The following is a 22,591-nucleotide window of genomic DNA, read 5'->3' as shown; positions in this document are numbered from 1 at the left end:
AAGGACACAAGCCATGACCGATGCGGCCTCTCACTTGGCGGAGGCCGCGTCGCCCGGCTCTGCTACCCGCGCGGCGCTCTATCTGCGGGTCTCGACAGGCCGCCAGGCCGAGAGCGACCTTTCCATTCCCGACCAGCGGCGGCAGGCTGAGAACTACGTCGCCTCACGGGGGTGGAACGTGGTGGCCGAGTATGTCGAACCGGGCCAGTCCGCGACCGATGACCGCCGCCCCGAGTTCCAGCGCCTGATGGACGCCGCCTTGCACGGCGGCACGCCATTCGAGGTGGTGCTCGTCCACTCGTTCAGCCGCTTCTTTCGCGATCAGTTCCAGCTTGAGTTCTACGTGCGCAAGCTTGCCAAGGCGGGCGTGCGGCTGGTGTCGATCACCCAGGAGCTGGGCGACGATCCCATGAGCAACATGATCCGGCAGATCATGGCGCTGTTCGACGAGTACCAGTCGAAGGAGAACGCCAAGCACACGCTCCGGGCCATGAACGAGAACGCGCGTCAGGGCTTCTGGAACGGTGCTTTACCGCCGATCGGCTACCGCATTGTCGCCGCTGAGCAGCGTGGGGCGAAGGTCAAGAAGAAGCTGGAGGTTGATCCGATCCACGCCGAGACGGTGCGGCTAATCTATAGGCTCGCCTTGCACGGTTCAGGCGACAGCGGGCCCTTGGGCTTGAAGGCGATCACCAAGCACCTGAACGAGGCGAACATCCGCACCCGCGACGGCGGGCGCTGGGGCATCGCCGCCGTGCATCAGGTTCTGACGCGCACGACCTACTGGGGCGAGCACCGCTTCAACACCCGCGACCACAAGACCCGCCGCCCCAAACCGGAGGCCGAGCACGCGGTCATGGCCGTGCCGCCGATCGTCGCCAAGGCCGAGTGGGAAGCGGTGCAGGCGCACCTCAAGTCCCGCAACCCCCGATGGACCGCACCGCGCGTCGTGAGCGGCCCGACGCTGCTCACCGGCATCGCCTTCTGCGCCGACTGCGGCGGAGCCATGACGCTCCGTACCGGCAAGTATGGCCGCTACCGCTACTATACGTGCTCGACGAAGGCGCGGCAGGGCGAAAGCGGGTGCGGCGGAACGACGGTGCCGATGGACAAGCTCGACACGGCGGTTGCCGAGCATATTGAGCGACGGCTGCTCGACCCTAAGCGGCTAACCGCGCTCCTGTCAGAGGTGCTGGACCGGCGCGAGGAATACACCAGCCGCCGTCGCGAGCACCTCGCCGAGCTGCGCAAGCGCGCAACCGAGGCCGAGGCCAAGCTGAACCGGCTTTACGAGGCTATCGAGAATGGCGTCGCCGACACCGCTGATCCGGCACTGAAAGCGCGGCTCGCCGAGCTGAACGCCATACGCGACCAGGCGCAGGCCGACGCTGCCCGCGCGGCGAGCGCCATAGACCGCGCCGGACCGGAGCTTACGCACGAGAAAGTGCTGGCGTTCGCAGATGCGGCTCGCAAGCGCCTTCGCACCGGCGAAGGCCGCTACCGCCGCGATCACCTTCGGGCGGTGGCGCAGAGGATCGAAGTCACGAGAACAGAAGCGCGCATCGTCGGGTCGAAGACGGAGCTGCTTCGCACCCTGACCGCCGCCGCAAGCGCGGAAACGGCGGCAACCGGCGTTCCCAGCTTGGGACTGAAATGGCGCACCCGACAGGATTCGAACCTGTGGCCTCTGCCTTCGGAGGGCAGCGCTCTATCCAGCTGAGCTACGGGTGCCTGGAGCGGGGCCTAGCAAAGCGGGGCGGGGGGCGCCAGTGATTTTGGCCAGGCCCGGTCGAACGCCTCGATCACGCGATCGCCCGTCTCGCGGCGGAGCGCGGCGATGCCGGTTTCGCGGTGGCGGGTCGGGTGGACGCGATTGGTGAGGAGCGTCCAGGCAAGGCCGCGGTCGAAGTCCAGCCACAGGCCGGTTCCGGTGAAGCCGGTGTGGCCGATCGTCGCGTCGCTGCACGCATCGCCGCCGGGCCAGCCGGGCACGCGTCGCTCCCAGCCGCAGGTGCGCGTCGGCGACGCACGCTCGCGCATCGCCGCGAGCGCTGCGGGCGAGGCGCCGGTGCCGTCGAGCAGCCCGCGCGCAAAGTCGAGCACGCCGTCGACGGTGCCGAACAACCCGGCGTGGCCAGCCGCGCCGCCAAGAGCCGAGGCGTTTTCGTCATGCACCTCACCTTTCAGCACGCGCTCGCGCCACATGCATCGTTCGGTCGCGACGCTGAGCGCGGCATCGGGACGCCAGGCGAGCCCCGGGGGCATCGGCAGGTGGTCGAGCGGTTGGCCGGTCAGCCGCTCGATCGCGATGCCGAGCAGGATGAAGTTGATGTCCGAATAGACGGGCGGCCCCGCCCGCCACTCCCGCTGGAGGACGAAGGCGCGCAGTCGGCGCGGGTCGTCGCCATAGGTGTAGAGCGGCTCGACCGCGGGCAGGTGGGTTTGGTGCGCCAGCGCCGCTCGGAAGGTGATGCGCCGCTCTGCCGCACCCGCGACATCATATTGGCGCAGATCCGGGATCGCGTCGGCGATCGGGCGGTCGAGGTCGAGCCGGCCTTCGTCGGCCAGCCGCAGGATCGCCGGCGTCGTCGCTATCACCTTGGTCAGCGAGGCGAGGTCGAACCAGTGGCCGAGCGTGAGCGGCTCGCGCATCGGCGCGATCTGCGCCGCGCCGGTCGAGACGAGCGCGCGTTCGCCGTCGGCGGTGACGAGGCCGAGCGTTGCGCCGGGGATTGCACCCTCTCGAACCGAACGCGCAGCGGGGGCGAAGGCCAGATCGGCGATGGCGGCGAGGGTCATGCCACTCCTTCGCGCGGGCGGGCGCGAAGCACCGGCGGCAGAAACAGGAGGGCGGCGAGGCTGAGCGTACCCGCCATCAGGAAGAAGGCCGAATAGCCGTGAGCCGCTGCAAAGCTCCCCGCCCCTCCCGCCAGCAGCCGCGGGAGGAGGAAGGCGAAGCCCGAGAGGAAGGCGTATTGCGCGGCGGCATGGACGGGGTTCACCAGCAGCGAAAGATAAACGACGAACGCCGCGCCGGCGAAGCCGTTGCCGAACTGGTCGGCGCCGGTGGCGAGCCAGAGGGCCGGCGCCGACAGCGGCCGGGCACCGAGCCAGACGAACGCGAAATTGCCGATCGCGGCGAGCAGCGCGCCGAGCGCGAGCGTGCTGCCCGCCGGCCAGCGCGCGGCGAGCAGTCCTCCTGCAGCGACCCCCGCCATGCTCGCGGCGAGCGCGACGATCCCGTCGGCCAGCCCGATCGCGCCGAGCGAATAGCCGAGCGCCGCAACAAAGGGCTTTGCGAGGGTGAGGGCGAGCACGTCGCCCATGCGATAGAGCGAGACAAAGGCGAGCAGCGTGATCGCCGCGAAGCCATAGCGCCAGAACAAGTCGAGATAGGGCCGCATTGGCGCGCCGCTGGCGGCGATCGCTTCGGGCGAGCGGCGGCGGATGGCGGGAATGGCGAGAGCCATGGCAAGGAACGGCACGAGCGCGAGGCCGAGTAGCCAAGGCGTCACGTTGCTGTTCGCACCGATGCCTATCGCCGCGGCGAGCGCCAGCAGCGCCGAGCCCGCGATCGCGATGACGAGTGCGAGCCCCGCGAACAGTGCGGCCGATGCCGCCAGTCCCTTCGCAAGCGCCGGCACTCGCCCGCCTTCACCCGCGGCGTCACGGCGGGTCGCGGCGATGGGAACGAAGGCGGCGAGCGCAACGGCGGCGGGGATCAGATAGCCGGCCGCCCAGCCGGCCCGCTCGGCCACCAGCAGCACGCCCGAGCCGACTGCGACCATGGCGCCGCGATAGCCCCAGATGTTCGCCGCGACGATCGGCCCCTGTGTGGCGGCGTCCGGCGCCAGCTCAATCCGCCAGCCATCGACCGCGATTTCGAGCATCGTCGTCCAGAAGGCGAGGGCGAGTGCCCAGAACGCGGTTGCGGTCAGCGAGCGGTCGGGGTGCGTGAGCGCAAGGCCCGTGATCGAGGCGGCGATGCCGAGCTGGCCGGCGAGGATCCAGCTTCGCCGCCGGCCATAGAAGCGCGCAAAGCCCGGCACGCCGAAGCGATCCACAATGGGCGCCCATAGGAACTTGAAGGTGGGGAGCAGCGACACCCAAGCGAAGAAGCCGATGACCGCGATCGGCACGCCGTTCTGCGCCAGCCGCAACGACAGGACCGTCGAGAAGAGATAGAAAGGGAGGCCCGCGCAGACGCCCAGCAGCGCGAACAGCGCGAGACGGCCGGGGGGCGCGGCGATCGCCTGTGGTCTGTCAGCGCCCGTCATGTCCCATGCCCTCTGCCGCGACCTAGCCGCGGCGACACAGGATACGTCCATGATCCAGGTTAATGCCAGCGCCGATTGCCCGGCATTACCGTCAGCCGAGGATGTGCATCCACATCGGACGGCCGGCAAGGCTGGGAGAGCCGGTGAGCTTGTCGAGCGCCTGTGCGACGCATCGCTCCGGCCCTTCATGCGTCACAATCGTGACGATGACCTCGCCCTCGCCGGTCGCGCCGCGCTGGATCAGGCTCTCGATCGACACGCCCGCGTCGCGCATCGCCGCTGCGATCTCGGCGAGGACGCCCACCTTGTCGACGACGGCGAAACGCAGATAGGCGCGGCCGCGTCGCTCGCCGGGGTCGGCAGGCGGCTGGGCGGCGAGGCTGGCCGAGGGCATGGCGTAGGCGGGGCCGAACTCGCCGCGGGCGATGTCGATCAGGTCGGCAACGACGGCGCTTGCGGTCGGGCCGTCGCCTGCGCCCGCACCCTGGAAGAGCAGGCGGCCGACGAAATTCCCCTCGGCAACGACGGCGTTGGTCGCGCCGGTGACGTGCGCGAGCGGGTGGTCGATCGGTACGAGGTGGGGGTGGACGCGCTGGAACAGCCCGCCGGCACCCGCCTCGGCCAGGCCGAGCAGGCGCACGCGATAGCCGAGCGCCGCGGCCTCCGCGATGTCGGCGGCGATGACGTGGCGGATGCCGGTGATAGCCACGTCGCCGAACGCCGGACTGGTGCCGAAGGCGAGGCTGGCGAGGATCGACAGCTTGTGCGCGGCATCGACGCCGTCGATGTCGAAGCTGGGATCAGCCTCGGCGAAGCCCTTGGCCTGCGCCTCGGCCAGCACGTCGGCGAAGTCGCGGCCTTCGGCTTCCATTCGGCTGAGGATGAAATTGCAGGTGCCGTTGAGGATGCCATAGACGCGCGCGATCTCGTTCGCGGCAGCGCCTTCGCGCAGGCCCTTGATGACGGGCACGCCGCCCGCCACCGCCGCCTCGAACTTGAGCGCGACGTCGGCGTCCTCGGCCGCGCGCGCGAGCTCGAGGCCGTGATGCGCGATCATCGCCTTGTTGGCGGTGACGAAGCTCTTGCCCGCAGCAAAGCTGCTGCGCGCGAGCGCGAGGGCCGGACCGTCGGAGCCGCCGATCAGCTCGACCACCACATCTGCGCCCTCGTGCCGGCCGAGCGCGACGGGATCGTCGACCCAGGCGAAGCGCGCGATGTCGACACCGCGATCCTTGGCGCGGTCGCGCGCGGAGACAGCGACGACCTCGATCGGGCGGCCGGCTCGGCGGGCGATCAGCTCGCCATTGGCGTCGATCAGCCGGATGACGCCCGCCCCCACGGTGCCGAGGCCGGCGATCGCGACGCGAAGGGGTTGGGTCATCACTTCAGCCTCATTTCGTCATACCGGACCCGTTCCGGCATCCACGTGGCCGCACGTGCGGCGCAACCGGCTCATGCGGCACGGTGGACCCCGGAACAAGTCCGGGGTGACGAAGAAGAAGTGGGCTCGGGCTTAGTCGGGCTACTCGTTCCCCTAGGTGCATTCGTACCCCGGCCTTCGCCAGGGTACGCAGCGGGGATGTCACGCCCCTACTTCTTGATCAGCCCGATCTCGACCAGCCGCTCATGCAGGTAATCGTGCGCGGTGATCGGCTCGGGATAGCGGTTGGGGCGATCGGCCGAGACACAACCGGGCAGCGTCTTGATGACGAAATCGGGCGCGGGGTGGAGGAAGAAGGGCATCGAATAGCGCGAATGGCCGCGGCGCTCGGGCGGCGGGTTGACGACGCGGTGCGTGGTCGAGGGAAGGACGTGGTTGGTCAACCGCTGCAGCATGTCGCCGACATTGACCACCATCGCCCCCTCGGGCGGCTTGACCGGCAGCCAGCGGTCATCGCGGTCTAGCAGTTCGAGCCCCGCTTCCTCGGCGCCGAGCAGCAGCGTGATGAGGTTGATGTCCTCATGGGCACCGGCGCGAACGTTGGGCGCATCCTCGGTCACGGGCGGATAGTGGAGCAGGCGGAGGACCGAGTTGCCGTCCTCGACCGCGCGCTCGAACCAGTCGGGCGCGAGATCGAGATAGCGGGCGATCGCCGACAGGAGCCGCGACCCGGCTGCGTCGAACGCGGCGAACAGTTCGAGGAAGGTGTCGCGGAATCCCTCGGGCACGTCAGGCCAGATGTTGGGCGACATAACCGCCGCGAAGCGGTGCCCGGCGGGCAGCTCGCGGCCGATATGCCAGAACTCCTTGAGGTCCACATGGGTGGCGCCCTTGGCGATCTCGGTCTTGAAGGGCGTGTATCCGCGCGCGCCGCCGCCACCGGGGACGTACCAGCCGCGCTTCTGCTCCTCCGGCAGGGCGAACAGCGCCTCGGTCATGGCCCAGGCGCGGGCGATCAGCCCCTCGTCGATGCCGTGGTCGCGCACGATCGCAAAACCATAGCGCTGGAACGCCTCACCGAAATCGCGGGCGAAGCCGTCGGGATCGGCGGCCTGGTCGGCGAGGGAGACGGGCCGGATATCGGCCAGCGGGGTATCGAGCATGGAAAATGCCTGTCTTGAATGAACGACCTGCGCGCCAAGATAAGGCGGGCGCCCGGCCCCCCGCAAGCGGCCCGAGATTTTCGTTTGCGGCACCAACATTGGGCGTGACGCGGGCGCCGTCCGCGCTAAGGAGCCCCGATGCATCAACCGCTTGCCGCCCCTGCGTCGCTCGACCGCGCGCCGATTCCGTTTGGCGAGTTCGTGGCGCTGGCGGCTGCGTTGATGGCGCTGACGGCGCTCGGCATCGATTCGATGCTGCCGGCGCTGCCCGCGATTGGCGACAGCCTCGGCGTTTCGAACCCCAACGACCGTCAGTTCGTCATCACCAGCTTCCTGATCGGGTTCGCGGTCGCGCAGCTCGCGCACGGGCCGCTCAGCGACCGGTTCGGGCGGCGGCCGATCCTAGGCGTGTCGCTCTTGATCGCGGTTGCCATGAACCTCGCCGCGGCGGCGGCGGGCAGCTTCACGCTGCTGCTCGCGGCGCGCTTCGTAGCGGGGATGGCGGTGGCGGGCGCGCGCGTCGTCACCGTGGCGATGGTGCGCGACTGTTTCGCCGGACGGCCGATGGCGCGGGTGATGAGCTTGGTTTTCGTCGTGTTCATGGCGGCGCCGGTGCTCGCGCCGGCGTTCGGCCAGATCGTCCTCCTGTTCGCGCCGTGGCGCTGGATCTTCGTCGGCATCGCGACCGTCGCGGGCCTCGTCCTCGCCTGGTTCTGGGTACGGATGCCCGAGACGCTCGATCCCGATCAGCGCAGTCCCCTGCGGCCCGGCCCGATCCTTGCGGGGTTCGCACGCGTATGCCGCGACCGCATGGCGGTGGGCTATACGCTCGGTGCGACGTTGCTGTCGGGTGGACTGTTCGGCTTCATCAATTCGATCCAGCAGATCATGGCCGACCTGTTCGGCGCGGCCGAGTGGCTGACCGTGGTGTTCGCATGCGTCGCGGGGACGATGGCGCTCGCAAACTTCATGAACTCGCGCATCGTCATGCGCTTCGGCACGCGGCTGATCTCGCACAGCGCGCTCACCGGGCTGATCCTGATCGCCGCGGTGCATCTGGGCGTCGGGCTGATGGGCCTAGAATCGCTGCCGGTGTTCATCGTCCTCCAGGCGTTGTTGATGGCGTGTTTCGGCCTTGCCGCGTCGAACTTCTCGGCGATGGCGATGGAGAATATGGGCGGCATTGCGGGCCTTGCCTCGAGCTTCCAGGGCTTCGTCTCGACCCTGGGTGGCGCGCTGATCGGCGCGGCGATCGGACAAGCGTTCGACGGGACGACGGTGCCGCTCTACGGCGGCTTCCTGCTGATGGGCGTGATCGCTTTTGCGGTCGTCGCGGTGGCCGAACGCGGCCGGATGTTTCGCCCGCATTAGGTCTGAGGGCCGGCGCCGCAATCCGACGTGAGCCGGCAACAGCGAAGGAACGGGCATCGACCCGGCCCGTTACCACTCTGCTTCAATCAAGGAGGGTGCGATGGGCGGACACCGTGTGGGCGAACAAGGCCCCAATGACGACGGTTACGAGGAAGACGGCTATGACGAGAGCCAGCGCGCCGAGATCCTCGAGGTGACGCGCGACGGGCCGAGCGACGGCACCATCCTGACCGACGTTGCGCCCGACCTCGGCGACGATGACGAGGAAGAGGAAGACGGTCTCGACGATCTGTCCGACGAGGATATCGGCGAGGAGGACGACGACGCCGAGCTCGACGAGGACGATCGCGACGAGGACGAAGCGCAGGCCGATTTCGACGACGATTCGATCGAGAGCGAGGACGGCGACGACGATCTCGACGACGGCGATCGTGCGGCGCTAGAGCCCTGAGGCACGGGGTTGACGGCGGCATGCGCCGTTCGGCAGGCTGACCGGCATGAGATACGGATCGCCCCTGATCGCGCTGGCACTGCTGACGGGTTGCGGTGGCGGCGAGGAGGCAGGCAACAACTCGGCCACCGCCGATGCGCCCGCAGTCACGCTGATGAACGAGGAAGCGGCCGAGGCGGACAATGCCGCGCTCGCGCCGCTGCCCGAGCCCGCGGCCGACATGACCGCTCCCGACGCCGCGCTGCCCGGCATCGACGCGCCGCCGCTTGCCCCGCGCGCGCAGCCGACCGCAACCCCAACGCCTGAGGCGGGGCGCGCCGATGCGGCGCGGGTCGTTCGCGCCTATTACGCGCGGATCACGCGGGGCGACTATGCCGCCGCGCGGGCGATGTGGGACGATGATGGCGAGGCGTCAGGGCTGACCCCCGCCGATTACGCCAAGCGCTTCGACCGGTTCGCCGAGTTTAGGGCCGAGATCGGCACCCCCGGTCGCATCGACGCGGGTGCGGGCCAGCGCTATGTCGAGGTGCCTGTCACCGTCACTGCGCGCATGAAGGAGAGCGGCGAGGTCGTCGAGCGGCGCGGTATCGTCACGCTCCACCGGACGGGCGATATAGAGGGCGCGACACCCGCGCAGCGGCGCTGGCGGATCGCCAGTGCCGAGATCCTGCCCAAGCCGCCGGCCGCGCCCGCTGCCGAGGTACCGCCCACAGCCGCGCCCGCCGCCGACGCGATCGTCACCGCCCGCTATGCGTGTGAAGGCGGCGTGCGCCTGATCGCGCGCTTCGACAATGCCAAGGGCGAGGTGACGCTCCGCCGCGGCTATCGCGTGGTCGGCACGCTGAGGCAGCAGCCCGTCGGCTCTGGTATCGCATATAAGGGCGAGGACGGGCTCGAGCTGCGCGGCAAGGGTGATGCGGCAACGGTCACGCTGCCGGGCGGTGCGCCGTTCGCCTGCGAGGCGCGTTGATGGCGACCCGGTACCGGGCGGAGATCATCGCGACCGAAGCCGATATCGACGAGCTGGGCCACGTCAACAATGCCGTCTGGGTCAGGTGGATCCAGGATGTTGCCGTCGCGCACTGGCATGCGGTGGCGCGGCCCGAGGATCGCGACGCTTGCTTCTGGGTCGTGACGCGGCACGAAATCGACTATCGCGGCAATGTCCGCGCCGGCGAGCGCGTGATCGCTGAGACCTGGGTGCCGGAGCCGCCGCGCGGCGCCCGCTTCAACCGCCACATGCGCTTCGTTGGCGACGACGGCCGCGTCCGGGTGGAAGCGGTAACGACCTGGGCGCTGATCGAGCGCGCCAGCGGTCGCCTGATGCGCGTGCCGGCGGAGATGGCGGCGCCGTTTCTAGGGTGAAGCGGCGGCCGTCGTCCTGCGTTAAGAGAGCGAAGGAACAGGACCCCGATCGAGTCCGGCGTGACGGGTAGAGGACGGAAAATGATTGCAGCGCCGCCGCTGGGCAGGCGACACGCACCGGTCAGGCGGCGCTTGATTACGACCAACGACTTTGAAGGTTTGTCACTTCGGCCCTGAGCCGGCGCTTCGTTTCTCCTTCAGCCGGCGCGGAAAAAAAGAGGCCGGGGTTTCGCCCGGCCTCTTCATTCGATCAGTTGCCGAAGGTGCGCTGCCACCAGCCGCGGCGGGGTGGACCTTCAGGTTCGGTACCCTCGGCCGCGGCCGTTTCGTCGGCAGTCGCGGGGGCGAGGTCTTGTTCGGCAGGTTCGACCGCAAGAGCCGCCTCGACAGGTGCGGTGTCGGCCTCGGGTGCTGCTGCCCCGGTCTCGCCCGGTGCGGCATCGGCCTTTTTACGGCGCGAGCGCTTGGGTTTGGGCGTGTCTTCGACCTCGACGGCGGGTGTCGCTTCGGATTCGACCGGCGCGGCCTCGGCATCAGCCTTTTTGCGGCGCGTGCGCTTGGGCTTGGCAGGGGCCTCGGCCTCGACTGCCGACGCCGCTTCGACTTCGACCGGCGGGGCCTCGACCTCGGCCTTCTTGCGGCGCGAGCGCTTCGGCTTGGGCGCTTCCTCGACCGGCTCGGCGGGTGTCGCATCGGCGATCGTCACCGCGGTTTCGGCCTCGACGGGCGATTCTGCCTCGGCTGCGGGCGCATCGTCCTCGCCTTCTGCAGCTTCGGCACCAGCCGGCGTCTCGCCCCCCTCGCGGCGGCCACCGCGGCGGCGGCGGCGGCGGCGGCGACGCTCGCCGCCTTCGCTCGCGGGCTGGGCCTCGGTCGTGACCGGCTCGGCCTCGCCGTCGATCGCCTCGTCGGTGCTCTCGGCCTCCTCGCCGCCGGCGGCGGCGTGGCCATTCTCCTCGCCGTCGCGCGGACGGCCACGGCGACCGCGGCGGCGGCGGCGCTTGCGGCCGCGGCCCTCGTCACCCTCTCCGGAACGCTCGCGATCGCGGCGCGGTTCGGCGCGCTCGGTGTCGGTCGCCTCGACCGCTTCCTCTTCTTCCTCCTCGTCGAACTCCTCGATCTCAGGCTCGTCGAACTCTTCGACGATCGGATCGAGCTTGGGTGCGTGCGCGGGTGGTGGGCCGGCCGCCTCGACCGACATGCGCGCGCCCTCGAGCTCGCCGTCCGACGCCACCTCGACCGTCACGCCGTAGCGATCCTCGATCTCGGCAATGTCGGCGCGTTTCTTGTTGAGGACGTAGAATGCGGCTTCCTGGCTGGCGCGCAGGAGGAGCTGCGATCCGCGACCACGCGCGGCTTCCTCCTCGATCAGGCGGAGCGCCGACAGCCCGGCGGACGAGGCCGTGCGGACGAGGCCGGTGCCCTCGCAATGCGGACAGGTGCGCGTCGAGGCTTCGAGCACGCCGGTGCGCAGCCGCTGGCGGCTCATTTCCATGAGGCCGAAGGCGCTGATGCGGCCGACCTGGATGCGGGCGCGATCGTTCTTCAGCGCCTCCTTCATCGCCTTCTCGACCTTTCGGACGTTGGACGAATGATCCATGTCGATGAAGTCGATGACGACGAGCCCGGCCATGTCGCGCAGGCGAAGCTGCCGGGCGATCTCGTGCGCGGCTTCAAGGTTCGTCGCAGTCGCGGTCTGTTCGATATTGTGCTCGCGCGTCGAGCGGCCTGAGTTGATGTCGATTGAGACGAGCGCCTCGGTCGGGTTGATGACGAGGTAGCCGCCCGACTTCAGCTGGACGACGGGGTGGTACATCGCCGCTAGCTGATCCTCGACGCCGAAGCGCTGGAAGAGGGGCACCGCGTCCGAATACTGCTTCACCCGCCGCGCATGGCTGGGCATCAAGAGCTTCATGAAGTCCTTGGCCTGGCGGTATCCTTCCTCGCCTTCGACGATCACTTCGTCGATCTCGCGATTATAGATGTCGCGGATCGCGCGCTTGATGAGGTCGCTGTCGCCATAGACGAGCGCCGGGGCCGAGGACTTGAGCGTGTTCTCGCGAATGCCGTCCCACAGCCGCGCGAGATAGTCGAAGTCGCGCTTGATCTCGGTCTTGGTGCGCTGGAGCCCCGCGGTGCGGACGATGCAGCCCATCGTCGGCGGCAGCTTCAGGTCGGACATGATGCCCTTCAGCCGCTTGCGATCGGCGGCCGACGAAATCTTGCGGCTGATCCCGCCGCCATGCGCGGTGTTGGGCATGAGCACGCAATAGCGGCCGGCGAGCGACAGATAGGTCGTCAGCGCCGCGCCCTTGTTGCCGCGCTCCTCCTTGACGACTTGCACCAGCAGCACCTGGCGCCGCCGGATCACGTCCTGGATCTTGTAGCGGCGGCGCAGATTCATGCGGCGCTGGCGCAGCGCCTCGGCCGGGTCGTCGCCATTGCCCTTCTTGCGGCGCGGAGCGGACGCGCCCTCCTCACCGCCCTCATGCTCGGCCTCTTCCTCGTCGCTAGGTCGCTCGACGACCTCGACGTCGCCGTCCTCGTCGTCGTCATGATCCTCGGCGGCGCGCAGCGCGGCCTCTTCGGCGGCATGCTCGGCCTCTTCGGCGAGCAGGGCGTCGCGATCCTCCTTGGGGATCTGATAATAATCGGGGTGGATCTCGGAAAAGGCGAGGAAGCCGTGGCGGTTGCCGCCGTAATCGACGAACGCGGCCTGGAGCGACGGCTCGACGCGCGTCACCTTGGCGAGATAGATATTTCCCTTGAGTTGCTTGCGCTCCGCCGACTCGAAGTCGAATTCTTCGATACGGTTACCCTGGACGACGGCGACGCGGGTTTCTTCCCGGTGCCGTGCATCGATCAACATGCGTGTTGCCATTAAAAACTCTCCGCGGCGTCGGCGGCGCGTGGCCGGCCGGGCGCCGATGCGATGGATTGGCCCCTGCGCGCATCGCGTCGGGGGCCGTTCGATGTGGATGAAGTGCCTCTGCTGCCGCGAGCCGGCCGGGGCGTTCGCCCGGCAGCGTCCGCGCCACGCGCCGGCCCATTGGGGCGGCGGGTTGGCGAAGGACGGAAACAAGCCTCATTGCAGCGTCAACCTGTGAGCGTCCGACCCCGTGAAGCACGCCGGGCCGGACGAATGTCCCGGTGCGGCAGAGCATCAAACCTCGACGCGCCGGGACCGGTATCCAGCGACGTAGCACCGGGCCGCCTGCGCATCAACCGGCGCGTTTCGGCCGCCCGGTCGGCAAAATCATGCCTGATGCGGCGTTAACCGCGCCGTTTCACCTTACCCCAAAGGGTCAGCATTAAGCCGGTCCCGTTCAAAAGGGGCAGACAGGGTATGCGTTTTGACTGGACCGCCGCGCGGGCGGCGCGCCATAGCGGCCGGGTGACGTGGATCATCGCGCTTCTCGCCGTCTGGATGGGCGGCGTCCCCGCGCTGGCGGGCGACCTGGCCGAGGTGCGGGTAAATGACGAGGCGATCACCGTCACACTGGACGGCGATGTCGCCGGCGCCTCGACCTTCATCCTCGATGCGCCGCGCCGTATTGCGCTCGACATCGTGGGTGTAAAGCCGGGCGCACGGGTCGCACCGGGCGGACCGGTGGCCCGCGTTCGCCAGGGCATGATCGAGCGCGGCGCACGGCTCGTCTTCGACCTCGACCGGCCGGCGATCGTGCGCGAGGGCCGGTTCGATGCGGCCAGCGGCACGCTGACGCTCGTCCTAAAGCGCGTCGACGACGAGCGGTTCGCGCGCGCCGCGGGCGCCGGTCGCCTGCCGCTGTCGGGCTTCGACGGCAGCCTCGCGATGGCGCGCCGACCGATCGCGCCCGATCGCGGTGCGCGCGTCAGCCTGCCCGTGCCCGCGCCGAAGCGCGCGCCCGCGCTGCCGCGCATCTATGGCGAGGACGACAGCCGGCCGCTGGTGGTGATCGATGCGGGGCATGGCGGCAAGGATCCCGGTGCGCTCAATCAGGAAGCGGGCCTTTACGAGAAGGACGTGACGCTCAAAACCGCGCTCGCAATCCGCGACCGGCTGGTCGAGAGCGGCCGGGTGCGTGTCGCGCTGACGCGCGAGGACGACCGGTTCCTGATCCTGCAGGAGCGCTACGGCATCGCTCGGCGGCTCAAGGCCGACCTGTTCATCTCGATCCATTGCGACAGCGCGGGCAATCCGGAAGCGACGGGCGCCACCGCCTATACGCTGTCCGAGGTGGCGTCGGACAAGGAAGCCGCGCGGCTGGCGGCGCGCGAGAACAAGGCCGACATCATCGCCGGACTCGACCTCGGTGATCAGGCGAGCGACATTTCCTCACTGCTGATCGACCTTGCCCAGCGCGAGACGATGAACCGATCGGCCAGCTTCGCGCGGCTGCTGGGGCGCGAGGCGCGGCCCCTGATTCCCACCAAGGACAACTTCCATCGCATGGCGAGCCTCGTCGTGCTGAAGGCGCCCGACATGCCGTCGATCCTGTTTGAGACGGGCTATATCTCGAACAAGGGCGATGCCGAGTTCCTCGGCTCGCGTGACGGGCGGTCGCGGGTGGCGGAGAGCGTGGCGCGCGCGACCGAGGTTTATTTCGCGCGGCGGCTCGCGTCACGCTGAGCCCTCTGGCGACGTTGCCCCGCATCGAGTCCGTGGCTACGGACGAGGATGCGGCCAGCCTGTCCTCCTCCACTCGCCGCGGCGGCATTTCCATCCGGCCTACCTTGGTCTAAACCGCGCGCCTGATGGCGGATGCGGATGCGAATACGGTCAATTTCACGCTGAAGCGCGAGGCAGGCGCCGGCGCGGCGTCGTGGTTCGCGCGGCTGCGGCGGCGCTGGTGGTTCCGGGTACTGGCGGTGCTGGCGCTGCTCGGCGGGCTCGGCATCGTGGTCGGCTGGCTCGTCTTCGCGCGCGACCTGCCCAGCGTCGATGCGCTGAAGGCCTATGAGCCGCCGCTTCCCACGACGATCCGCTCCGCCGACGGCACGCCGATCCACACCTACGCTCGAGAGCGGCGGGTCGAGCTCGACTATGCCGAGTTCCCGCCGCTGCTCGTCCGCGCCTTCCTCGCGGCCGAGGACAAGACGTTCTTCCAGCATCATGGTGTCGACTTCCCCGGCTTCGCCGGCGCGGTGGTCGATTATGTCGGCAAGATGGGGACGGGAGAGCGGGCGCGCGGCGGCTCGACCATCACTCAGCAGGTCGCCAAGAACCTGTTGATCGGCAACGAATATTCGCCGACGCGCAAGGTGCGCGAGATGATCCTCGCCTGGCGGATCGAGGATGCGCTCGAGAAGCCGCAGATTCTCGAGCTCTATCTCAATGGTATTCCCATGGGACGGCGCAGCTTCGGCGTGCAGGCTGCCGCCCGGGCCTATTTCAACAAGGACGTCGATCAGCTCGCGCTCGCCGAGATGGCGTTTCTCGCGACGTTGCCGAAGGCCCCCGAAAGCTATGGTCGCGCGGCGAATGCCGACCGTGCGCTCAAGCGGCGGAACTGGGTGTTGTCGGAGATGCTGCGCAACGGCTTCGTCACCGACGCCCAGTACCGCACCGCCCGCGCCGCGCCGCTGGGCCTCAGCGACCGGCAGTTGCCGACGCTGCAGTCGAATGCCGGCTATTTCGTCGAGGAAGTGCGCCGCCAGCTGATCGACCGCTATGGCGAGAAGGCGGCCGACGGGCCGTACAGCGTCTATGACGGTGGGCTATGGGTTCGCACCTCGCTGGACCCCAGGGTCCAGCAACATGCGACCGATGCGCTGCGCCGCGGGCTGCTCCGCTTCGATTCGGGCCGCGGCTGGTCGGGGCCGATCAAGACGATCGAGGTGGGCGACGGCTGGCGCGGGCCGCTCGCCGCGAGCAACATGACGCTCGACTTCGACAATTGGCGCGTCGGCGTCGTCGTGTCGCGCGGCAGCGACAGCGCCGAGATTGGCTTTGCGGACGGGACGACCGGGACGATGCCGCGCCGGGGGGCGCAGATGCCGGTGCGCGGCAAGGGCGGCACCGCCTTTGCGGCATTGAAGCCCGGCGACGTGATCGCCGTCGCGCCCGAGGGCAGCCAGTGGGTGCTGCGCAGCATCCCCCGCGTGTCGGGCGGCATGGTGGTCGAGGACCCGCGGACGGGCCGCATCCTGGCTCTTCAGGGCGGGTTCGACGCGAGCCTCGACAGCTTCAACCGTGCGACGCAGGCGATGCGCCAGCCGGGCTCCACCATCAAGCCGATCGTCTATGCCGCCGCGTTCGAGGCGGGGATGACACCCGCGACGATCATCGTCGACGGCCCCTTTTGTGTCTATCAAGGTGCGCGGCTGGGGCAGAAATGCTTCAGGAACTTCGGCAACTCGCGCGGGGCCGGGCCGCACACGATCCGCTGGGGTCTTGAGCAGTCGCGAAACCTGATGACGGTGCAGGCGGCGAACCGCACGGGCATGGAGAAGGTGGTGAACCTGATGCAGCGCATCGGCATCACCGACCAGAAATATGCGCCCTATCTTTCCTACGCGCTGGGCGCGGGCGAGACGACCGTCATGCGGATGGTCAACGCCTATTCGATCCTCGCCAACAACGGCCGCGCGCTGACGCCGAGCGTCATTGACTTCGTCCAGAACCGACGCGGCGAGGTGATCTGGCCCGAGCGCTGGCGCGCATGCGAGCGGTGCAACATGCCCGACTGGGACGGCAAGCCGATGCCGCGCCCGCGCATCCGCGCGCGGCAGGTGATGGATCCGATCAGCGCCTATCAGATGACGCACGTGGCCGAGGGGGTGATCCAGCGTGGCACCGCGACTATCCTGCGCGATCTCGGCCGGCCGATCATGGGCAAGACCGGCACCTCGACCGGACCCACCGACGTCTGGTTCGTGGGCGGCACGCCGCAAATGATCGCGGGCCTTTATCTCGGCTATGACCAGCCGCGCAGTCTCGGCGGTTATGCGCAGGGCGGCACCGTCGCGGCGCCGATCTTCAAGGCGTTCGCGACCAAGGCGTGGGAGGGGATGGAAGTGCTGCCCTTCCGCGCGCCGCCGGGTACGCGGATGGTGCGCATCGATCGCGGCTCGGGCCGACCGGTCTATGGCGCCTGGCCCACCGACGATCCCAAAGCGTCGGTGATCTGGGAAGCGTTCAAGCCCGAGAGCGAGCCCACCCGCCAGCGTCGCAACCGCGAGGCCGAGGCGCAGGCCAAGGCCGAGGCGGCGGCGAAGGCGAAGGCCGCCGCCGCTGCTGCCCGCCGCCAGACCCAGCAGCGCCCCTCAGACAGCGATTTCTTGCAAAGGGAGGGCGGGATTTACTAACGCGATCCCAACCCCCTCGTCATCCCGGCGAAAGCCGGGATCGCCCGGTTGGCGGGCGCAGGATCGCCAGCGATTCCAGCCCTCGCTGGAATGACGTTCAGCAAATTGGAGTTTCCCATGCGCGCCGAAGCGCAGGCCTATGCCGACCAGATCAACGACGCGCTCGCGCTCCTTCGCCGCTTTCTCGACTGGGACCGCGCGCTGCGTCGGCTCGACGAACTCAATGCGCGTGTCGAGGACCCGACGCTGTGGGATAATCCGCGCACCGCTCAGGAGGTGATGCGCGAGCGTCAGCGCCTCGACACCGCGATCGGCGCGACGCGCGCGATCGAGCGCGAGCTGGCCGACACTGCCGAGCTCATCGAAATGGCCGATGCCGAAGGCGATGCCGAGATGGCCGAGGAGGGCGTCGCGGGCCTGAAGGCGCTCGCTGCGCGCGCCGAGGAGGATAAGATCAAGGCGCTGCTGGCGGGCGAAGCCGATGCCAACGACGCCTATCTCGAGGTTCATGCCGGCGCCGGCGGGACCGAGAGCCAGGACTGGGCCGAGATGCTCCAGCGCATGTACGCGCGCTGGGCCGAGCGGAAGGGCATGAAGGTCGAGATCGTCGATTACCATGCCGGCGATCAGGCGGGCATCAAGTCGGCGACCTTGCTCCTCAAGGGCGAGAATGCATACGGCTATGCCAAGACCGAGAGCGGCGTCCACCGCCTCGTCCGCATAAGTCCCTATGACAGCTCGGCGCGGCGGCACACCAGCTTCTCGTCGGTCTGGGTCTATCCGGTGATCGACGATTCGATCGACATCGAGATCAATGAGAGCGACCTCAAGATCGACACCTATCGGGCGTCGGGCGCGGGCGGGCAGCACGTCAACACGACCGATTCGGCGGTACGCATCACCCACGTCCCCTCCGGCATCATCGTCGCGAGCCAGAACGACCGCTCGCAGCATAAGAACCGCGCAACCGCGATGGGAATGCTGCGCGCGCGCCTCTACGAAGCCGAGTTGCAGAAGCGCGAGGCCGCCGCGATGAGCGATTATTCGGCCAAGACCGAGATCGGCTGGGGCCACCAGATCCGCTCCTACGTCCTCCAGCCCTATCAGCTGGTCAAGGATCTTCGAACCGGCGTGACTTCGACCGCGCCGTCGGACGTGCTAGACGGGGCACTCGACCCGTTCATGGCCGCCGCGCTGTCGCAGCGCGTAACCGGCGAAAAGGTCGAGGTGGAGGACGTCGATTGACGAAGCGGGGGGCGCCGATGCTGACGATGCTGGTCCCGGCGCTCGCGCTGTTGGCAGCGGGGTGCGAGGCGCCGGTCAAGCCGCCGCAGGCCAACAAGACCGAGGAGAAGGTCGAGGCCCGCTTCCCCGCGGCCGACCGTCCCGTCGCGACGATCGTCTCCAGCCGCTGGTCCACCGAGGAAGCGCGCGACCGGCTTAACGAGGCCGAGACGGTGATGGACAGGGCCGGCATCAAGCCGGGCATGACCGTCGCCGACATCGGCGCGGGTGAGGGCTATTACACCATCCGCCTGGCGTCGCGCGTGGGCGAGGACGGGCGCGTGCTGGCCGAGGATATCGTTCCCGAGGTGCATCAGGCGCTCGGGCGCCGCGTCGCGCGCGAGCGGCTGGACAATGTGAGTGTCCGGCTGGGCCTGCCCGAGGATCCGCGGCTTCCTGAAAACAGCTTCGACCGCATCCTGATGGTGCATATGTATCATGAGATCGCCGAGCCCTATGAGTTCCTGTGGCGGATGCGGCCCTCGCTGCGTGCGGGGGGCGAGGTGATCGTCGTCGATGCCGACCGCGCGACCGAGAATCACGGGACGCCGCCCGCGCTCCTCGAATGCGAGTTCGCCGCGGTCGGCTACAAGCTCGTCCGGCGCGAGGAGATGCGGCGCGCGGGCGGCTATATCGCCGCCTTCCGCGCCGAGGGCGACCGGCCGGCACCCGAGACGATCCGCGCCTGCCGCATCGACCGCCCGAGCGATCCCGCGGTACCGCAGCCGCGGGCGACGGGCGACATGCCGGGGTGAGGACGCTCGTGCCGAGGGCGTCGGCGCGGGTTGGTAAGGCGGTCATCACCGGGCACGACCTGCTCCCCGCGCTTTTCAGGGAGGGGGCCAGGCTAGCGTTCGGCCATTCCCGTCGGCACAGCGAGTGCTGGGGTCGAGCAGGGAAGTTCGCTCATGTCCGGACGATCCCGGCTTCCGCTGAGATGACGATGGTCCTGCGATAGTCGTTGCCACGTCAAATGCCGCCCGCCATTGTCCCGCGCCATAAAAGGGGACGGGCGAATGCGGCACGGGTGGTTGGCAGCGGCGGCGGTTGTGGCACTGGGCGGCGCAGCGCACGCGCAGAACCGAACCGAGGCGCCGCTCCTTGCGATCAAGGCCGATCCCGCCGATGGCCGTGTCCTCGTCACCCTGCCGCCGCCCGACGCGCACGGGATCGCGGGCCGTTTCATCCATGTCGCGGCGCTGCGCAGCGGGCTGGGCTCCGCCGAGATCGCGCTCGACCGGGGGCAGGTGGGGCCGGAGCAGCTCCTCGCCTTCCGTCGCTATGGCAAGAAGGTCGCCGTCACCTTTGAAAACACTCGGTTCCGCGCCAGCGGCGACGCCGGCACCGAGCGCGGCGCGCGCGAGAGCTTCGCCTTCAGCATCGCCGCGATGCTCGACATCGTTTCGACCGGCGCGGACGGGTCGCTCACCGTCGACCTCGCCCCGTTCCTGACGCGCGACATTCTCAACGTCGCGGATGCGCTCAACGGCAGCGGATCGGGCGCCGACCTTGCGCAGGGTGGCCGTGCGGGCAAGGGGTTCAAGCTGGCGGGCGACCTGAGCGCCGTCGATCTCGCCTCGATCAAGGCATTTCCTGACAATATCGAGATCGACGCGGTCCAGACCTATGTCAGCGACACGCCGGGGCGCGAGGTGTCCTCGATCGCGCCCGAACCGCGCCAGGCAAGCTTCACCGTCCATCACAGCCTGATCCGCCTGCCCCCGCCGGGCTTTGCGCCCCGCAGGCTCGACATCCGTTCGGGCAGCTTCGGCAACAGCTATTACGACTATGGCAGCCCCTTGGGCGCGCCGGTGCTGCGACAGGTCGCCAACCGGTTTCGGCTGGAGAAGGTCGATCCCGGTGCCGCGCGGTCGCGGGTCAGGAAGCCGATCGTCTTCTACATCGACCCCGCCGCGCCCGAGCCGATCCGCACCGCGCTGATGGAGGGCGTCAATTATTGGAAGGAAGCGTTCGAGGCAGCGGGACTGATCGACGCCTTTCGCGCCGAGATCCTGCCGCCGGGCGCCGACCCGATGGACGTCCGCTACAACATGGTCAACTGGTCGAACCGGCTGACGCGCGGCTGGTCCTATGGCGGCGGCATCACCGATCCGCGGACGGGCGAGATCATCAAGGGCAATGTCGTCATCGGCGCGCTGCGCGTCCGCCAGGACATGATCATCTTCGAGGGGCTGGTCGGCACCGCCGGCAACGGCAGCGGCGGCGCGCAGGACCCGGTCAAGGCCTCGCTCGACCGCATCCGCCAGCTGGGCGCGCACGAGGTTGGCCACGCGCTTGGCCTCATGCACAATTTCGCCGCGAGCACGCAGGATCGCGCGTCGGTGATGGACTATCCGGGCCCGCGGGTGAAGGTGGCGGGCGGCGCGCTCGACCTATCGGACGCCTATGCGCCCGGCATTGGGGCGTGGGACCGGTTCGCGGTCGACTGGCTGTACGGGGCCGCAGACGATACGGGCGGGTTGGCGAAAGCGGCGGCGGCCAAGGGGCTGCGCTATGCGACCGACACCGACGGGCGATCGGCCGATGCACCCAACCCCTATGGCAGCATGTGGGACGACGGGGCCGATCCGCTCGCGCATCTGGCGCATCAGCTGGAGGTGCGGCGCGTCGCGCTGTCGCGCTTCGGGCCACAGGTGCTGCGCGCCGGCGAGCCGCTGTCGGACCTGCGCCGCAAGTTCGTGCCGATCTGGCTGTTCCACCGCTATGCCGTCGATGCCGCGGGCAAGCTGATCGGCGGGATCGACACGCGCTATGCGCTGGCGGGCGATGGCGGCCCGCCGCCTGCGCCGGTACCCGCGGCGATGCAGCTGGCGGCGATCGACGCGCTGGTCGGCACGCTCTCGGCCGAGGCGCTGACGGTGCCGGCTTCGCTCGTGATGCCGCTGTCGTCGGCGACCAACGTGACGGGCGACCCGCAGTATAATCAGGAAGTGCTGCGCACCGCCGCCGGCCCCGCCTTCGACCCGCTGGTCGCCGCCGATGTGGCGGCGCAGGTGCCGCTCGACAGCCTGCTCGCCCCCGCGCGCCTCGCCCGGCTGGTCGAGCAGCATCGCCGCGACCCGTCGCTGCCGGGGATCGAGGCGGTGCTCGACCGGCTCGACCGCCAAGTGCTGACGCCGGGCACCGACCCGGTCGCGCGCCGCATCGCGTGGCGCGCGGCGATGACGATGGCCTTGACCGCGCGCGATGCCGCGACATCGCCGGAAGTAACGGCGGCGCTCGGCGATCGCCTGAAGCGGCTGGCGGTGCGGGCGGGCAAGGGCGATGCCTGGTCGCGGTACCTCGCGGACGTGCTCGGCGACGAGGAGCGGCTGAAGGCCGAACTGGCGAAGCGGCAGGCAAAGCCGGCAATCCCGCCGGGGATGCCGATCGAGAGCGATTGGTTCGGGAGCGAGTGAGGGGACTCACTCCTGTTTTGACAGATCAGGATAGACGAAATGCACGTGCCGCTGATGGACATCACCGATCGGATCGCAGAGCCACCCAAATGGTGGCTCAGCGGAGTTCCTCGATATTGCGACTATCACCCGGACCATACGCGGGGGCAACATACGCAGCTGCTTGTCCGCGTCTGTTGTCAGAACTGCCAACGAGTGTTCGAAACTGCAATCGGGACCACTGCGAGGCTAGAAGTCGGAGGAATTGAGCCCGTTTTGGGCTATCCGTTTGATAGCGCCACCGGCACTTGCATCGAGGTCGGCGATGACCCTCCGTTTCATCTTGGCGAAGATGGCTATAACTGCATGGGAAACTCAATGGGCGCCGAGTGGGTCGCCATCTTGCAGGTCTGGGAGGGAAGATACTTGGATTGGCGAAGACGCTACGATCTGGATGGCCCATCACCAGAAAGTCCGATCTGAAGGAAACGCCGACCCGATCGTCAGCTATCGCAGGATGACATCGCATCCAACGTCATTGCGAGCGCAGCGAAGCAATCCAGTTCCGGCGCTGGATTGCTTCGCTACGCTCGCAATGACGGAGTAGAGTG

At 68.9% G+C, this 22,591-nt stretch carries 15 protein-coding genes, 1 tRNA gene and 1 pseudogene; 10 read left to right on the top strand and 7 right to left on the bottom strand.

Annotated features, from left to right (window positions below):
- Positions 1 to 13: 13 nt before the first annotated feature.
- Positions 14 to 1,129: pseudogene (locus COC42_RS17900) on the top strand (recombinase family protein); the annotation flags it as partial.
- A gap of 54 nt (positions 1,130 to 1,183) precedes the next feature.
- Here COC42_RS17900 and COC42_RS17895 read toward each other — a convergent pair.
- The 6 genes from COC42_RS17895 to COC42_RS07800 all read right to left on the bottom strand — a co-directional run bounded on the left by COC42_RS17895 (position 1,184) and on the right by COC42_RS07800 (position 6,821).
- Positions 1,184 to 1,513: a hypothetical protein gene (locus COC42_RS17895; RefSeq protein ID WP_245843928.1), complete on the bottom strand. Its 330-nt coding sequence runs from the start codon at positions 1,511 to 1,513 to the stop codon at positions 1,184 to 1,186.
- Positions 1,514 to 1,654: 141 nt separating this feature from the next.
- A tRNA-Arg gene (locus tag COC42_RS07820) sits at positions 1,655 to 1,731 on the bottom strand.
- A 12-nt stretch (positions 1,732 to 1,743) separates the two neighbouring features.
- Entirely contained in the window at positions 1,744 to 2,799 is a 1,056-nt protein-coding gene (locus COC42_RS07815; RefSeq protein WP_096342583.1) for a serine hydrolase domain-containing protein, read from the bottom strand.
- Entirely contained in the window at positions 2,796 to 4,277 is a 1,482-nt protein-coding gene (locus tag COC42_RS07810) for an MFS transporter (RefSeq protein WP_096342582.1), read from the bottom strand. Before COC42_RS07810 ends, COC42_RS07815 begins: the two co-directional genes overlap by 4 nt.
- Before the next feature lie 91 nt (positions 4,278 to 4,368).
- Complete coding sequence (locus COC42_RS07805) at positions 4,369 to 5,658, bottom strand: homoserine dehydrogenase (protein ID WP_096342581.1); 1,290 nt, start codon at positions 5,656 to 5,658, stop codon at positions 4,369 to 4,371.
- Between the two features lie 209 nt (positions 5,659 to 5,867).
- A complete protein-coding gene (locus COC42_RS07800; RefSeq protein ID WP_096342580.1) occupies positions 5,868 to 6,821 on the bottom strand; it encodes an isopenicillin N synthase family dioxygenase in 954 nt (317 codons plus the stop codon).
- 138 nt (positions 6,822 to 6,959) lie between these two features.
- On the opposite strand from COC42_RS07800, the gene COC42_RS07795 reads away from it, so the two are divergent.
- The 4 genes from COC42_RS07795 (at position 6,960) to COC42_RS07780 (ending at position 10,008) form a co-directional block, all read left to right on the top strand.
- Positions 6,960 to 8,192, top strand: a complete 1,233-nt coding sequence (locus tag COC42_RS07795; protein ID WP_096342579.1) for a multidrug effflux MFS transporter — start codon at positions 6,960 to 6,962, stop codon at positions 8,190 to 8,192.
- Positions 8,193 to 8,292: 100 nt separating this feature from the next.
- Positions 8,293 to 8,643 (top strand): DNA primase, encoded by a 351-nt coding sequence (locus COC42_RS07790; RefSeq protein ID WP_096342578.1) that lies wholly within the window; start codon positions 8,293 to 8,295, stop codon positions 8,641 to 8,643.
- Between the two features lie 46 nt (positions 8,644 to 8,689).
- A complete protein-coding gene (locus COC42_RS07785; RefSeq protein ID WP_096342577.1) occupies positions 8,690 to 9,613 on the top strand; it encodes an MliC family protein in 924 nt (307 codons plus the stop codon).
- Positions 9,613 to 10,008 (top strand): acyl-CoA thioesterase, encoded by a 396-nt coding sequence (locus COC42_RS07780; RefSeq protein WP_096342576.1) that lies wholly within the window; start codon positions 9,613 to 9,615, stop codon positions 10,006 to 10,008. Before COC42_RS07785 ends, COC42_RS07780 begins: the two co-directional genes overlap by 1 nt.
- A 250-nt stretch (positions 10,009 to 10,258) precedes the next feature.
- On the opposite strand, the gene COC42_RS07775 is transcribed toward COC42_RS07780, so the two are convergent.
- Complete coding sequence (locus tag COC42_RS07775) at positions 10,259 to 12,877, bottom strand: ribonuclease E/G (protein ID WP_096342575.1); 2,619 nt, start codon at positions 12,875 to 12,877, stop codon at positions 10,259 to 10,261.
- Between the two features lie 477 nt (positions 12,878 to 13,354).
- Between COC42_RS07775 and COC42_RS07770 the strand changes: the two genes are divergently transcribed.
- From COC42_RS07770 to COC42_RS07745, 5 genes are all read left to right on the top strand, one after another.
- Complete coding sequence (locus COC42_RS07770; protein WP_096342574.1) at positions 13,355 to 14,620, top strand: N-acetylmuramoyl-L-alanine amidase; 1,266 nt, start codon at positions 13,355 to 13,357, stop codon at positions 14,618 to 14,620.
- 125 nt (positions 14,621 to 14,745) lie between these two features.
- Positions 14,746 to 17,298 (top strand): penicillin-binding protein 1A, encoded by a 2,553-nt coding sequence (locus COC42_RS07765; protein ID WP_096342573.1) that lies wholly within the window; start codon positions 14,746 to 14,748, stop codon positions 17,296 to 17,298.
- Between the two features lie 117 nt (positions 17,299 to 17,415).
- Positions 17,416 to 18,543 carry a peptide chain release factor 2 gene (gene prfB / locus COC42_RS07760; RefSeq protein WP_096343177.1) on the top strand — a complete coding sequence of 376 codons (1,128 nt, stop codon included), beginning with the start codon at positions 17,416 to 17,418 and terminating at the stop codon, positions 18,541 to 18,543.
- A gap of 17 nt (positions 18,544 to 18,560) precedes the next feature.
- A complete protein-coding gene (locus tag COC42_RS07755; RefSeq protein ID WP_096342572.1) occupies positions 18,561 to 19,337 on the top strand; it encodes a class I SAM-dependent methyltransferase in 777 nt (258 codons plus the stop codon).
- A gap of 261 nt (positions 19,338 to 19,598) precedes the next feature.
- Positions 19,599 to 22,001, top strand: coding sequence for a zinc-dependent metalloprotease (locus COC42_RS07745; protein WP_096342570.1), 2,403 nt, complete (start codon positions 19,599 to 19,601; stop codon positions 21,999 to 22,001).
- Positions 22,002 to 22,591 lie beyond the last annotated feature (590 nt).

The sequence above is a fragment of the Sphingomonas spermidinifaciens genome, from assembly GCF_002351485.1.
Taxonomy (GTDB): domain Bacteria; phylum Pseudomonadota; class Alphaproteobacteria; order Sphingomonadales; family Sphingomonadaceae; genus Sphingomonas; species Sphingomonas spermidinifaciens.
The sequence above is the reverse complement of the archived record's forward strand: the minus strand, read 5'-3'. Positions and strand labels throughout refer to the sequence as shown.